Raw genomic sequence first — 15,025 nt, forward strand, 5'->3', positions numbered from 1 at the left:
CAAATTTAATCAACTGATTAAATCAAACAATTTAATCGTCCGAAAATCCTGTTTTTAGTCCACAATCCGCTTTACTTACAATTTTTGACATGAAACGTACACCATGGTATCTCGGCCTGATACTCGCTTTCACCAGCACGCTCACTCAGGCTCAAGACCTTACGCTCCAACAACTGATCGACAAGGCCCTCACCAGCAACCTCAGCGTGCAGTCGGCCCAGTTTGACGAAACCAAAACGGAAGCCCGCATTGCCGAAGTAAAAGCCGGGGCAAGACCCTCCGTCAACCTGACCGGTGATTACAAACGGTATCTGAAAATTCCGGGACAGGTTGTTCCCACTTCGGCATTCGGTGGCCCTGAAGGCACCTATTCCGTGTTGGCTTTCGGACTTCCCTACAATCTTTCCACTTCGGTGCAGGCTTCCCAGGCGTTGTATAATCCGTCGGTCATGATCGGGTTGAAGGCCGCCAAAACCAGCCGCGAAGTGTCGGCACTGCAAACCCGGCAGGTGAAAGAAGATGTCGCCTACAACGTAGCCGCCACCTATTACAACCTGCAAACGACGGCCCAGCAAATGGCTTTTCTGCGCCGGAACATCGTTTCGTCCGACAAGATGATCCAGATTACGGATCTGCAGCGGCAGAACCAACTGGCGAAAGGCGTGGATGTCGACCGGCTGCGGTTGAGCAAAACCGCATCGGAAACGCAGATCGAATCATTGCAGGCAACCTACAACCAACTGCTGAACCTGCTGAAATACCTGACCGGTACCCCGCAAAGCGAGCCGCTGGCGGTGTTGACCCAGATCGATGAAACAACGCCGACAGTGACTTTCGAAGCCCCCGCCATCAACCGCACGGATCTGCTGCTGCTCGACCGCCAGAAAGCCCTCAACGCCCTGGATCTCCAAAACATCAAAGCCGGTTTTTTACCCACGGTTTCGGCTTATGGCGTTGCGAACAGTACGGTGTATGCCATCGGCGGGGATAATTCCTACCTCAAGAATGTGCCGGGGTATTGGGTGGGTCTGCAACTGAACTGGAACGTGTTCGACGGGCTGGCCCGCAAATCCAGAGTGACACAGAAAAAACTTGATAACCAGAAGCTCGAAACCCAGCTCCAGCAAACCCGCGAGTCGATTACGATGGACGTGACCAACGCCCAAAACAAACTGCTGGTGGAACAACGGAACCTCACCACCAACCGCGCGCAGGTGACACTCGCCGAAAAAATCTACACCCAAACACAACTTCAATTTAAGGAGGGTACGGTCGGCATCAGCGAAGTGATTCAGACGGAAGACGAGCTGCGCAACGCCCAGAACACCTACCTCAGCACGTTGGTCGCCTTTCGGTCGGCCGAACTCGACTGGAAAAAAGCAACCGGAAACCTCATTGTCAATCCATAACATACACAACCTATTAACACCATGAAACGCATCATCATTGTACTCGTTCTCGTTGGCACCCTCGGCCTGACTGCCTGGACGCTCCTCGACAACAAAGAAAAAGTAGAAGCCAAAGTCTATAAACCCGACGCCGACCTGAAAGTGGGCGTGCGGACGGCATCCGCCGAACTCCGCAACCTGTCGGAAGAAACCCTGTTCCTGGGTTCGTTTTTGCCCAACCGCGAAGTCGAAATCCGGCCCCAGGCCGGTGGCCAAATCACGCAGTTGCCGATTGAAGAAGGCCAACTGGTTGGCGCAAACCGCCTGATTGCCAAGCTGGACGACGAACAGCTTCACTACCAGATCGAAGCCCTGCAAGTGACCCTGGAAGGCTACCAGAACGACGTTCGGCGGTATGAAGCGCTGGTGAAAGGCGATGCTACGCCGGCCATTAACCTCGAACGGGCCCAACTGAACATCCGGGCCACCGAAGCACAGATCAAACAACTCAAAAAGCAGATCGCCAACACCACCGTCACCGCTCCTTTCTCGGGCATCGTAACCCAGAAAATGGTGGAAAAAGGCTCCGTCGTTTCCGTCGGTTCGCCGATTGCCAAAATCACCGACATTTCGTCGCTGAAACTGGTGGTCGATGTACCGGAAAAAGCCATCAACCAGTTCCGCGTTGGCCAGTCGCTGCCGATTGAAACCGAGGTATACCCCAACGTCCGGTTTACGGGACGCGTGACGATGATCGGTTCCGAAGGCGATGCCGCCCACAACTACCCGGTTCAGATTACGGTGAGCAACTCCGGGGCCAATCCGCTGAAAGCCGGTATGTACGGTTCCATTGCCAACATGAACAAACTGAAGACCCAAACGCTGTCGGTGCCGCGTCAGGCCATCATGGGATCCGCCAAAGCCCCTCAGGTGTACGTCATTGAAAACGGCAAAGCGGTTCTCAAAACGGTAGAAATTGGTGCGACCACCAACCAGTACTACGAAATCACAAAAGGCCTGAAAGCGGGCGATCAGGTCGTCACCAGCGGTCAGATCAACCTCCAGAACGGCACTTTGGTCAATGCACAATGAGATTCAATGAGTGAATGATAGAATGAGCGAATGAGTGAATAATAGACTCGGTTTTGCGACAGTTCCTCCATTCACTCATTCTATCATCGCTCCGGCGACCCGGTCAAAATTCAAAATTCCTTTTCAATGAACTTCTTCGAAACCATCATCAAGCGCCCCTCGATGATTATCGTGCTCTTCGCGATATTGACCATCGGCGGCATATTTTCCTACCAGATGTTGAGTTATGAGTTGTTGCCGGAATTTTCGGTACCAACCATCACCATCACCACGGTTTATCCCGGAGCGGCTCCATCGGAAGTCGAAACGGAAGTCAGCAAAAAGCTGGAAGACGCCATTTCCGGACTCGATAACCTCGACGACATAAAGGCCAATTCGTTCGAGAATGCCTCCGTCATTATCGTCGGTTTTAAACCGGGTACCGATGTCGATAAGGCGCTGGAAGACGCCCAGCGGGCCATCAACAAAATGGTGAGCGACTTGCCCGACGATGTAGAAACCCCATCGCTGTCGAAAATCTCGCCCAGCGATCAGCCCATCATGCAATTACTGGCGACCTCTTCCCTGCCGAACGAAGTATTCTACCAGCAGATGGAAGACAAGTACCTGCCAGTGATGCAGCAAATCAAAGGGGTGGCTGAAATTACGATGGTGGGGGGCGAAAAACGGGAAATCCGCGTCAACGTCGACGATGACAAGCTGAACTACTACGGTTTATCGCTCCTGCAAGTCACGCAGGCCATCAACCAGGCCAACCTCGATTTCCCGACCGGAAAAGTAAAAAACACGGCGGAAAACATGACGCTGCGGTTGGCGGGCAAATTCAATTCGCTGGACGACATCCGGAAACTGGTAATTGTAACGCCGAAAGACGGCAGCCCGATTCGGGTGGGTGATGTCGCCAATGTGACCGACGGTTTGACCGAAACCTCCAGCATCAGCCGCTACAACGGACAGAACGGGATTGGTTTGTTCATCAAGAAACAATCCGACGCCAACGCGGTCGAAATCAGCCGGTTGATGCAGGAAAAACTGACGCAGATCGAAAAAGACAACGCCAAAGACAAGGTTCACTTTGCGATTGCCTACGACAGCAGCGTGTTCACGCTCGAATCCGTGGAAGCCGTAACGCACGACTTGATTCTGGCCGTGGGGCTGGTGGCCGTCGTGATGCTGCTCTTTTTGCACAGCTTCCGGAATGCCTTCATTGTGATGGTATCGGTTCCGGCCTCGCTGGTTTCGGCTTTCCTCTTCATGTTCGTGATGGGTTATTCGCTCAATTTGATGACGTTGCTGGCTCTGTCGCTGGTGATCGGGATTCTGGTCGATGACTCGATTGTGGTTCTGGAAAACATCCAGCGACACCTTGAAATGGGCAAAGACCGCTGGCAGGCAACGCTCGACGGCATGAAGGAAATCGGTTTTGCCGCCGTTGCCATCACGCTGGTGATTGTGGTGGTGTTCGTGCCGATTACGTTCGTGGATTCGGTCATCGCCGACCTGCTGCGTCAATTCTCGCTGACCGTTGCTTTTGCCACCATGACCAGTCTGGTCGCCAGTTTCACGCTGACGCCCTGGATGACATCCCGGCTGGCGAAACTGGAGCATCTGAACCCGAAAAACCCGTTCCAGGCGTTTCTGCTTTGGTTTGAAAAAGGGTTGACGGGTTTGACCAACTGGTACCACGGCAGCCTGAAATGGGTGCTGACCCACAAGCTGGCCTTCACCGGTATTCTGATTGCGCTCTTCGTGTTCACTGGCTGGGTGATGAGTCTGGGAATCATCGGATCACAGTTTGTGGCAGAGGGCGATCAGGGAAAATTCCTGCTGACGATGAAAGTCGACAAAAGCGCGTCGCTGCAACACAACAACCTGACCACCCGCCAGATTGAGGATTACCTGCGTAAAAAACCGGAAGTCCGCAGCATTTTCACAAACGTAGCCGGGGCCAGTACCGGTTTGAACAGCACCGGACAGGGTGAAACCAACCGGAGTGAATTGACGATTGAACTGGCCGAAGCCAGCGAACGGCCTGGTCACCAGCCCACGGAAGCGTATATGATTTCGCTGCGGAAAGAACTGGAGCAGCGTTTTCCCGCTATCGAGTTCAAATCTTCGGTGGTCGGTATAGTCAATTCCGGTACGGCTCCCATCGAGATTTTCCTCAGTGGCGATAACATAGACCAACTACTGGCTTCGGCCAATGACCTGGGAAACCGCATTCGGAAAACACCGGGAGCCAACGACGTCAACGTGTCCATCGAATTGGGTAATCCCGAAGTGCGCGTGGAAATCGACCGCGAGAAAATGGCCAAATTAGGGCTTGATATTCAAACCGTTGGAGCCACCTTACAGAACGCCTTCGCCGGAAACGACGACTCCAAATTCCGCGACGGTGGTGAGGATTACGACATCCGCATCATGCTTGATGCGTTTGACCGGAAAAACCCGGACGATGTCAAGAACATCAACTTTGTGAGTCCACTGGCCGGTCGTACGGTTCGGCTGGCGGAGTTTGCCAACGTGAGCCTGAGCAACGGGCCTTCGCTGCTGGAACGCAAAAACCGCCGGTCGTCCGTGACCGTAACGGCCAACGTGTTAGGCACCGGTTCGGGAACGCTGACGGCAATCATTCAGGCCGATCTGGCGAAAAATCCGCTGCCGGCTGGCGTAACCGTTAGCTGGGGTGGCGACGCCAAGAACCAGAGCGAAGGCTTCGGTTCGCTCGGAATCGCGATGCTGGCCGGTTTGATGCTGGTATATTTTATCATGGTGCTGCTCTACGACAGCTTTATCTACCCGCTGGTGGTGTTGACGTCGGTTCCCGTTGCGGTGGTGGGTGCCTTGCTGGCCCTGGCGCTGAGTTCGTCGGACATCGGGATTTTTGCCCTGTTGGGGATGCTGATGCTGATTGGTCTGGTGGTGAAGAACGCCATTCTGATCGTCGACTTTGCCAATCAGCAGAAGGCTCAAGGCGTTCCGTACCGGGAAGCGATTCTGCACGCGGGAGAAGAACGGCTGCGTCCGATTCTGATGACGACCATCGCCATGGTGATCGGGATGATTCCGATTGCGATCGCCAGCGGTGCCGGTTCGGAATGGAAAAACTCCCTGGCCTGGGTGTTGATCGGTGGGCTGACCAGTTCGATGATCCTGACGGTTTTTCTGGTTCCGATGGTCTATTACCTCGTCGACCGGACGCAGGAGTGGTTTTCAAACCGCTTCAGCAAAACCAAATCGACTGAAAAAGTGGCCGAAACCGCTGTTTACTAACCATAAACTGATTAGGGCTTTCGCTTTCTGCCCCTAATCCCCTAAAGGGCAGGGCTGTTAGTTCTTAAATTAGAATCGACTCAAGCCGACTATTTTGCCCCCCAGCCCCCTAAAGGGGGAGCGTGGAGCGCGAGAAAACTCCCCCTTTAGGGGGCTGGGGGGCAAAAGCGGGGCAGAACTTAACAGCCCTGCCCTAAAGGGGACTTTTGAATCCGAATTAAGCTGTGTCCAAGTCCCCTTTAGGGGATTAGGGGCAGAAAGCAAAAGCCATACTAACAACTACTTTTATTATGATCGCTGAACAAATTGACAACCGCCTGCACGACCTGCTCGTCGGCATGGGCATTAACCAAACCGCACTGACGGATCACACCAACTTTAGCAAAGATCTGGGGCTGGATTCGCTGGACATTACCGACCTGTTGCTACAGGTCGAAATCAATTTCGGCATTCGCATTCCGGATCAGGAATGGTGGAAGCTCGAAACGTTTGGTCAATTGAAAGAATACCTGGCTCAGGAAACGCAGTTTGACTAGACCCTGCTTGACCACACCATTTTGATTTACGTATAGACCTTACCGTCGTCTACCATTGTCGATGAAAACCTATGAACATTCTCTTAACCGGTGGAGCGGGTTTTATTGGAACCCATCTCACTAAAAAACTGCTCGATGAAGGGCACATTGTCCTGGCGGTCGACAACTTTGGTTCCAACTACGACCCGGCTTTGAAACGCCGGAACGTGGCCCCTTTCGAAGGCCGACCGGGCTATTACCTGTTTGAAGGCGATATCCGGGAGTCCAGTTTTCTGCATTTGCTATTCGGCACCTACGCCATCGACGTGGTGGTGCATCTGGCCGGACTGGCCGGGGTGCGCCCGTCGCTGCAACAACCGGCTTCTTATTTCGATACCAACGTAACCGGGACGGTAACGCTGCTGCAAACGATGCGGGATTTCAAGGTCAGCAAAATCGTGTTTGCCTCCTCGTCGTCGGTCTACGGCGAGCGCAACGAGATCCCGTTTCGGGAAACGGATCGGATTGAAGAACTGGCCTCCCCCTACGCCATTTCCAAGCGGACCGGCGAGATGCTCCTTCAGAATTACCACCAGCTTTTCGGCCTGAATGCCTATTGTCTGCGTTTTTTTACGGTTTATGGCCCCAACCAGCGGCCCGATATGGCGATTTCCCGCTTCATCCAGCGGTTGTTCGATGGCGAACGGATTCAGCTTTTTGGCAACGGACAAAGCCTGCGCGATTATACTTACGTGAACGACATCGTAGCCGGTATTGTCCGGGCCATCGAACGGGTCAACGGGTTTGAAATCATCAACCTGGGCGGTGCCCGCCCCGTTGCCCTGATCGATCTGGTTCGGAAACTCGAACAGTATACCGGCCGCAAAGCCCGGCTCGATTACCGGCCCGAGCAGCCCGGCGACGTTAGCCAAACCGCTGCCGATCTGACCAAAGCCGCCCATCTGCTGGGCTACCAGCCGCGCGTTTCGCTGGAGGAGGGCTTGCAGCGCATGGTGAACTGGTTCCAGGCGGAACATACGTCGTTGCTGGAAGAAAAGTAAAGTACCACACCGTCAAGTCGATAGCCATGTCAACGGCGCCTGTTTTCAATTCCAATCCCTTTCACGCGCTCTACAGCCGCTCGCTGGGCATCACCCGGTTCTGGAGTCTGATGGGGATCATTACGCTGGTGAAAGGCGTTTATGTCTATTACGGTCCCGATCTGTTCACGGAAGAAGCCCAATACTGGCTCTGGTCGCGGCACCTGGACTGGGCCTATTACTCCAAACCGCCCCTGATTGCCTACGTTAATTCCCTCAGTTCGGGGCTGTTCGGGATCTCGGCCCCGGTGGTCCGGCTGAATGCGGTTTTGTGCGGACTGGGAATTTCTTATTTCGTTTTCCGGCTGGGTGTCGAGCATTTTCGCAGCCACCGGGTCGCGGTGCTGGGCGTGGTGCTGCTGAACGTCAGCCCGTTTTTTGTAACCGCAACGTTGTTTTTCACGACGGATTCGTTGCTGATGCTGGCCTGGGCCGGTGCCTTGCGGTATTTTCTGCGCTACGTCGATACGGGTCAGCCCGGCGACGGCTGGCGAACGGCCGCTTTCGTGGTTTTCGGGATGCTCGCCAAACCGACGATGGTGCTTTTCGGCTTCGTGGTGCTGGCGGGTAGTGGCCGGAATTTCGCCTTGATTTCCCGTCGGTTACTCGCTTTCGGAATACCGGTTTTGGTAGGCCTGTTGCCTTCCCTGATCTGGAACTACCAGCACGATTGGGTGACGTTCCGGCATATTTTCACGCTGGCCGGCGGTTCCGGGTCTTCGCTCCTTCATCGCAACGCCCTCGGTCAACTGCTGGAATTTGTGGGTGGTCAACTGGCCTACGGTTCAATTTTTATCGTCGTCGGTCTGCTGCTGGCCCGCCCCTGGAAACTTCCGACGGTCGACCACGCCCGGCTTTTGCCGTTGTGGCTGGCTCCGGCGCTGATTCTGGCGGGGTTTGCGGTTTTGTCGGTTCACAAGCGCGTGGAAGTCAACTGGCCGTCGGCCACGCTGGTGGCCTGGCCGCTGGTGGTTTCGTACCTGTTGCACCTGCGCTACCGCCGGTGGTCGGAAACGCCCCGGGTAGCCTGGCCCGTGGGGCTGTCGGTGGCCACTCTCCTGCTGATTCTGCAACCCGGCTGGCTCGATGCCGTTGCCGGACGCCCGGTTTTACCGGTCAAAGCCGATCCGCTGTACCGGCTGGCCGGTTGGCGACAGATCGGCCAAACCGTCGATGACTTCGTTAAAGACCTGCCACCGGGTCATTTTGCGATTGTGAGCGACAGTTACCACACGGCGTCCGAACTGGCGTTTTACGTCGGAGGGCATCCGGATACGTACTGCCTGCCCAATGCCAACCGGCGCATGAACCAGTTTGATTTCTGGCCAGCGCCCCCCGCTTCGCAGCGACAGAACATCGTGTATGTCAGCGAAGATCCCTTGTCGCCGGAAGCCCGGGCGCAGTTGGGGCCGGTGTTGCGGCAGGAGGTCTGGCCGGTGTATTACCGAAACGTGCGTGTCCGAACCATGTATCTGTACCACGCGCGGGGGTATCGTCCCAAAGCCGTCAAAAAACCGGTAATGTATTGAGAATTAATACCGCTACAACGCAACTCACCGACCGGCTTCGTTGTTCAATAAACAAAAACATCCACCTTGCTTTTGCCCTTGGTGTCCATCCGAACTCAAGCGTTAAGCGTGCTATTTGCTGAAAATTATACAAAATCATGGAAACGACCCTTTCTGTTTCCCCATCTGTCTCTTTTCCGTTCGAAGTTAAGTTGTCGTTTCAGCCCTTCGTGAGCTTTTTGAAAGCACAACAGGAGAAAAATAAATCCAATGCGGCTCTGTTTGGCCTCTATGCGCATATTCTTGAGCAATTTGAAAACTTACCCACGGCAGATAAAAGGCCGCTCGAAGATATCCTCGGACCGGACCGGCTAGCCAGCCTTTTTCAACTGGCGTCGCTGGCGGTTATGCCCATGAGCACGACGGGTCAAGGTGTTGCTTATGCCTTTGGACTACCCGTTCCGATGAAAATGTTCTATCAGTCTGCCGAATTTAAACGGATGATGGAGCAATTTCAGAACCTGTTATCGACACTGCCCGAAGAAATCTGTGTAGAGGATAAACTGCGTTTTCTGTACCAGATGGTTCTCGATAAATGTTACCAAATCCGCCCCGGCAAAAATGCCGATCCGAGCTTCCGGTTTCAGAGACAGGTGAACGGACTAACCCGGTATTTTCGGCTCATCGTAAACGATACGTTCATTGAGCCCCGCCTGAACCATCCGACACCCGCTTTGCAACCCGCCTGGATTGATTTTGCCAATGGCACCGGGCCATTGCCGGAGCCTGAAAACCAACTGCCGATGGGAGAATTTACGTCCGAAGGCTTTGCTTTTTTTGTGGTTGAAGACATTACGGAGGCCGAAACCGTTCAGCAGTTGCAGGCGGTTTTCACCCATCTGCATTCAGACGCCGAACCGGTTATTTACCGCCGTTTCGAAACCGCCCTGCGCAACCTGGTTGGCCAGACCGACCTCCAGATCAGCATCGTTCCGTTTTCGCAGGTGAACGGTTTTTACGTCCATCAACCAGAGGTGAGCGCGCGCAGTGTTTTCTTCCGGCATTCGAGCACGGTCATCGACGGCTACGATCCGGCCACGCAGGCCATCATTCACAAATTGATCCGGAATCCCGCTCCTATGCTGTTTCCGAACCTGATTGGATTGCCCGGCAACGAGCAACAGCTTTTGAGCAAAAAAGGAATTCGCAGTTTCGCTTTTTATCCGGTCGTGAACGGAAGTGAAATGCTTGGCGTGCTGGAAATGGCCAGTCCGCATTCAACGGCGTTCGGAGACGACGTTCTGGAGACGATTCAGCGGGTGATTCCGCTCGTACAGGAATTGCTGCGGTATCAACTGCATCAGTTCAAACAAAATCTGGAGCGGCTGATCAAAACCAAGTTTACGCCCCTGCAACCCGCCGTTGAATGGAAGTTCAATGAGGTGGCCTGGGAATACCTGCGGCTCGACAACAGGGAGTCGTTCAACAGCGAAGCTACGCAGGTGCGGTTTCCGCAGGTCTATCCGTTGTATGGCGCGATCGACATTCGCAATTCGTCGAACGAACGTTACAAGGCCGTGCGCCAGGATTTCGCCGACCAGTTGACGGCCATCCAGACCCTGTTGGGTCAGGCCGATTTGCCGGACGAACTGGCGCTGCCGAATCAGCTTATGACCACAGCCTATTCCTGGCAAAACAAACTCATCGCCGGGCTGAATCCGGAAGATGAACTGGGGATTTCGGACTTCCTGGCGCTGGAAGTCAATCCGTATTTCCAACACTTGCGGTTACATTATCCGCAACTGGAAACGCCGGTTCAGCGGTATTTCAAGCGAACGAATGCCACCAACGGACAATTCAATCAGGCGTTGCAGGTCTACGAACGAAGCGTCGAATGGCTCAATACGGCCGTCAATACGTTCATCGAAAAAGAGGAAAAACAGCTTCAGACCATCTATCCGCATTATTTCGAACGCTACCGGACCGACGGAATGGAGTATACGATCTACGTCGGCCAGTCCATTGCGCCCCAAACACCCTTTGAACCGGATTTCCTGCGGCATCTGTACGCGTGGCAACTGAAGTCGATGGTGGAACTGGCTTCCCTGACGAACCTGCTGCTGCCCCGTCTGCCCCTGGCGTTGCAAACCACCCAACTGATTCTGGCCCATTCGCAGCCGGTGGACATCAGTTTCCGGCAGGACGAACACCGTTTCGACGTGGAAGGCTCCTACAGCATCCGGTATGAAGTATTGAAAAAGCGGATCGACAAGGCGTATATCGCCGGAACCAATGAACGGCTGACGCAGCCGAATACCATTGCGCTGGTGTATTCCAACCGCCGGGAAGTGGCGGATTATCTGCCTTTTATCACGGCTTTGCAGGAGCAGAAGAAGCTGACACCCGAAATCGAATACCTCGATCTCGAACCGTTGCAGGGTGTTGCCCGGCTGAAAGCCATCCGCCTGCACCTCAACTACCCGGAACCGGCCCGTTAACGTTACGAACGTGAAAGATAACCAACCGGTGCGGGGCATTGAAACCATGTTCCGCACCACCTCGACCAACCACGTCTACCTGAGCGACATTGCCGACAACAAAGCCAACATCCTCATTTCGGTGAACTCGATCATGGTTTCCGTTATCGTTTCAGTGCTGGCCCTCCAGATCGACGAAAACCCGACGCTGCTGGTGCCGATGGTGCTGATTCTAACCACCTCGCTGCTGACCATCGTTTTCGCCATTCTGGCCACCCGCCCCAACGTGACCAAAGGCACGTTCAAGCGGGACGATGTGAAGAAGAAGAAGGGCAACCTGCTCTTTTTCGGTAATTTTCACCGCATGAGTCTGGAAGACTTTGAGTGGGGAATGAGCGAACTGATGAAGGACAGTCCCTACCTGTACGGCACCATGACCCGCGACATTTATTACCTCGGACGCGTGCTCGCTAAAAAATACCGCCGGTTGTGGATTGCCTACAACATCTTTATGTTTGGCTTCGGAATCTCAATTCTGGCGTTTCTGATCGTTTTTCTTCGCACCATGCTCATTGCCGCCCTGAGTTATTAATCCATGCGGTAAATTCGGTCTGAAAATAACATTTGTCCTGTTCGGTTTTGCCCCCAACCCCCTGAAGGGGGCTTTGTACTGCCATTTTTAAGCCCCCTTCAGGGGGTTGGGGGCAGAACCGAACAAGGCATAAGATGACTTTTAAATTTCATCGACAATACCGCACCAAACATCTGATTGCTACTTTTGCATCATGAAACGAACGCTTTACGCTTTCCTGTTGACCTTCCTCAGCCTTCAGGCGTTTGCTCACCTCGGCGGCATTTCCGGTACCGTCCTCGACCAGACAACCCAGCTTCCCCTGCGTGGGGTGGTCGTGCAACTCACGGGTTTGGGCAAAGGCACAGTGACCAATGAGTTGGGGCAATACCGATTCACCGGCCTGGTGGCGGCTCCCTATAAAGTCGAGCTTTCGCACATTGGATTTAAGTCGCTGATTATCAACGTAACGATAAACGATGACGAAACAATCACGCTGAATACGGTTTTGAGCCGGTCGCCCATTGAGTTGCGGGAGATTGTCGTTTCGTCCCAGCAGGCGCACGACCAGCAACTCATCAGCAGCCTCGACATCCGGATGCGGCCCATCACCAACTCGCAGGAAATTCTCCGGATGGTGCCGGGTTTATTCATCGGCCAGCACGCAGGGGGCGGAAAAGCCGAGCAGATTTTTTTGCGGGGATTCGATATCGACCACGGCACCGACATTCGCCTGACGGTGGACGGGATGCCGGTTAACATGGTTTCGCACGCCCACGGACAGGGTTACGCGGATTTGCACTTTGTCATTCCGGAACTAATCGAAGGCGTCGATTTTAGGAAAGGCCCTTACAACGCAGAAAAAGGCAATTTTACGACGGCGGGCTGGGCCGATTTTCGTACACGGACAACTCTCGACAAAAGTTTTGCCAAGTTGGAAGTCGGGCAGTTTAACACCTACCGGGCCGTGGCCGGACTGGATCTGCTGGGCGAAAAGGGGCGTGCCAAAAATCAGTCGGCTTATCTGGCCTCCGAATATTCGTATTCCGATTCGTACTTCGACCATCCGCAAAATTTCAAGCGGCTGAATGGGATGGGCAAATACCACGGCCACCTGTCGGAGCAGACCAACCTGACGCTGACAGGGTCGACGTTCTGGAGTAAGTGGAACCATTCCGGCCAGATTCCCGACCGGGCCGTGGCATCGGGCTTAGTCGGTTTTTTCGGCTCCGTCGACCCAACCGAAGGGGGCGAAACGAGCCGCACCAACGTCAATGCCGAACTGGTGACGGTGACGCCCAGCAATTATACCATTAAAAACCAGGTTTTCTACAGCAACTACAACTTCGAGCTGTATTCCAACTTCACTTTTTTCCGGGACGATTCGCTCAACGGCGACCAGATTCGGCAGAAAGAACACCGGAATCTGTTTGGCTACAACGGCAGTGTATCACGAACGGATTTTGTCGGCAAAACCCGGTTTGTGTCGACGGCAGGCCTGCAATACCGTCAGGATCTGACGCACCAAACCGAACTGTCGCACACCCGAAACCGGACCGAAACACTCGAACGTCGGCAATTTGGCAACATCAACGAACGGAACGCCAGTGCCTACGTGGATGAACTCATTCAGTTTTCCGACCATTTTTCGCTCAATGCCGGGATTCGGCTCGATTATTTCCGGAGTCAGTATGACGATTTGCTTCAGCCGACGGACGGTTTGAAGCGGGCGGATGCGGCCCTTGTTTCGCCCAAACTCAATCTGTATTACACGGTGAATCCCCGGTTTCAGGTGTACCTCAACACCGGAAAAGGCTTTCACTCCAACGACACCCGCGTGGTGGTTCCCCGGAACGGAAGGGAAATTTTACCGCCGGCCTACGGTTCTGATTTAGGAGTAATTTTCAAACCGTTTCCCCGTTTGCTCATCAACGCGGCAGGCTGGTATTTGTGGATGCAACAGGAGTTCGTGTATGTCGGCGACGAAGGCGTGGTGGAACCAAGCGGAAAGTCACGCCGGTACGGGGTCGATCTGTCGGTCCGCTACCAGTTGACCCATCATCTGTACGCCGATCTGGATCTGAATACCGCCAAACCCCGCGCCATCGGGGCAGAAGCGGGGCAGAACTACCTGCCACTGGCTCCGACGTTTACCTCAACCGGGGGCCTGACGCTCCAAAATGCGGGGCGGTGGAGTGGTTCACTGCGGTATCGCTACCTGGGAACCCGGCCGGCCAACGAAGACAATTCCATTGTGGCCCAATCGTATTTTGTGACGGATTTGCAGGTCAATTACACGCGGCCCCGCTACCAGTTCGGGTTGTCGGTGCAGAATCTGCTGAACACCCGCTGGAAAGAAACGCAGTTTGCCACCGAAAGCCGCCTGCGTAGCGAAACCGCTCCGGTCGACGAAATTCACTTTACGCCCGGAACGCCCTTTTTCGCCCGGCTGAGCTGGACTTTTTTCTGGTAAAAAAAATCACTCCGCTAGCCCCCTTTATCTACGCCAACTGGCCTGATATTTGCTATTTTTTCGACATACCCGCAAGGGTAAGACAGAATTAACATACAGCCCGACCAATCGAGTCGGGTTTTGTTTTGACTTTTAGTATACTTGCACAAACATATCTATCGATTGTGTTTTTTTGTAAAAAGTGAGATGTACCTTTAAAAACAGTTGTGTGTATGACTAGCTTATTCAGTAAAACGAGAGAAACCGTCATCGCGGGTCAATTCAAAAGCCAGACCACCCTCTTCTCGATGACGCCATCGACCCGGTTCGAGCGGAGATGCCACATCCTGTACGAATCGTACAGCCGCTTTATCGACGACGGTGAAAAGCTCCTCGCGGCCGATATTCTGAGCATCATGAAGGACGTGCTCGATGACGAAATCAAGGCCCTGAATACCCCGGCTATTTCCAATAAATAATCCTTTCATTACACACTACGGAATTTCATTGACCGTCCGGATTGACTGAATCACCCGGCAATCCGGACGGTTTACTTCGTTTTTTCGGTCGGCCAGTCCGGCAAGCGGTTTCTTTGTTTCGTTCAACCAGACCTTCTGGCGTCTGGCTCTTCATCCAATCAAAACGAAAC

At 53.9% G+C, this 15,025-nt stretch carries 10 protein-coding genes; all 10 read left to right on the forward strand.

Annotated features, from left to right (window positions below):
• Positions 1 to 89 precede the first annotated feature (89 nt).
• The 10 genes from DUE52_RS22955 (at position 90) to DUE52_RS32180 (ending at position 14,855) form a co-directional block, all read left to right on the forward strand.
• A complete protein-coding gene (locus DUE52_RS22955) occupies positions 90 to 1,409 on the forward strand; it encodes a TolC family protein (RefSeq protein ID WP_114408408.1) in 1,320 nt (439 codons plus the stop codon).
• A gap of 21 nt (positions 1,410 to 1,430) precedes the next feature.
• Positions 1,431 to 2,480: an efflux RND transporter periplasmic adaptor subunit gene (locus DUE52_RS22960; RefSeq protein WP_114408409.1), complete on the forward strand. Its 1,050-nt coding sequence runs from the start codon at positions 1,431 to 1,433 to the stop codon at positions 2,478 to 2,480.
• 126 nt (positions 2,481 to 2,606) lie between these two features.
• Positions 2,607 to 5,753: an efflux RND transporter permease subunit gene (locus tag DUE52_RS22965; protein ID WP_114408410.1), complete on the forward strand. Its 3,147-nt coding sequence runs from the start codon at positions 2,607 to 2,609 to the stop codon at positions 5,751 to 5,753.
• A gap of 290 nt (positions 5,754 to 6,043) precedes the next feature.
• Positions 6,044 to 6,289 carry an acyl carrier protein gene (locus tag DUE52_RS22970; RefSeq protein WP_114408411.1) on the forward strand — a complete coding sequence of 82 codons (246 nt, stop codon included), beginning with the start codon at positions 6,044 to 6,046 and terminating at the stop codon, positions 6,287 to 6,289.
• 71 nt (positions 6,290 to 6,360) lie between these two features.
• Positions 6,361 to 7,329 carry a GDP-mannose 4,6-dehydratase gene (locus DUE52_RS22975; protein ID WP_114408412.1) on the forward strand — a complete coding sequence of 323 codons (969 nt, stop codon included), beginning with the start codon at positions 6,361 to 6,363 and terminating at the stop codon, positions 7,327 to 7,329.
• A gap of 26 nt (positions 7,330 to 7,355) precedes the next feature.
• A complete protein-coding gene (locus DUE52_RS22980; protein ID WP_114408413.1) occupies positions 7,356 to 8,897 on the forward strand; it encodes an ArnT family glycosyltransferase in 1,542 nt (513 codons plus the stop codon).
• A gap of 137 nt (positions 8,898 to 9,034) precedes the next feature.
• Positions 9,035 to 11,374 carry a GAF domain-containing protein gene (locus DUE52_RS22985; RefSeq protein ID WP_114408414.1) on the forward strand — a complete coding sequence of 780 codons (2,340 nt, stop codon included), beginning with the start codon at positions 9,035 to 9,037 and terminating at the stop codon, positions 11,372 to 11,374.
• Between the two features lie 10 nt (positions 11,375 to 11,384).
• Positions 11,385 to 11,945, forward strand: coding sequence for a Pycsar system effector family protein (locus DUE52_RS22990; protein ID WP_229312276.1), 561 nt, complete (start codon positions 11,385 to 11,387; stop codon positions 11,943 to 11,945).
• A gap of 193 nt (positions 11,946 to 12,138) precedes the next feature.
• Positions 12,139 to 14,397 (forward strand): TonB-dependent receptor, encoded by a 2,259-nt coding sequence (locus DUE52_RS22995; RefSeq protein ID WP_114408415.1) that lies wholly within the window; start codon positions 12,139 to 12,141, stop codon positions 14,395 to 14,397.
• 212 nt (positions 14,398 to 14,609) lie between these two features.
• Positions 14,610 to 14,855, forward strand: coding sequence for a hypothetical protein (locus DUE52_RS32180; RefSeq protein WP_133299921.1), 246 nt, complete (start codon positions 14,610 to 14,612; stop codon positions 14,853 to 14,855).
• The last annotated feature ends 170 nt before the right edge of the window (positions 14,856 to 15,025 follow it).

Source organism: Larkinella punicea, assembly GCF_003334855.1.
In the GTDB taxonomy this organism is placed as follows: Bacteria; Bacteroidota; Bacteroidia; order Cytophagales; family Spirosomataceae; genus Larkinella; species Larkinella punicea.

Excerpts from the sequence above, each read along its gene's own strand:
- DUE52_RS22955 (WP_114408408.1), top strand. The coding sequence starts at position 90 with ATGAAACGTACACCATGGTATCTCGGCCTGATACTCGCTTTCACCAGC.
- DUE52_RS22960 (WP_114408409.1), top strand. The coding sequence starts at position 1,431 with ATGAAACGCATCATCATTGTACTCGTTCTCGTTGGCACCCTCGGCCTG.
- DUE52_RS22965 (WP_114408410.1), top strand. The coding sequence starts at position 2,607 with ATGAACTTCTTCGAAACCATCATCAAGCGCCCCTCGATGATTATCGTG.
- DUE52_RS22970 (WP_114408411.1), top strand. The coding sequence starts at position 6,044 with ATGATCGCTGAACAAATTGACAACCGCCTGCACGACCTGCTCGTCGGC.
- DUE52_RS22975 (WP_114408412.1), top strand. The coding sequence starts at position 6,361 with ATGAACATTCTCTTAACCGGTGGAGCGGGTTTTATTGGAACCCATCTC.
- DUE52_RS22980 (WP_114408413.1), top strand. The coding sequence starts at position 7,356 with ATGTCAACGGCGCCTGTTTTCAATTCCAATCCCTTTCACGCGCTCTAC.
- DUE52_RS22985 (WP_114408414.1), top strand. The coding sequence starts at position 9,035 with ATGGAAACGACCCTTTCTGTTTCCCCATCTGTCTCTTTTCCGTTCGAA.
- DUE52_RS22995 (WP_114408415.1), top strand. The coding sequence starts at position 12,139 with ATGAAACGAACGCTTTACGCTTTCCTGTTGACCTTCCTCAGCCTTCAG.
- DUE52_RS32180 (WP_133299921.1), top strand. The coding sequence starts at position 14,610 with ATGACTAGCTTATTCAGTAAAACGAGAGAAACCGTCATCGCGGGTCAA.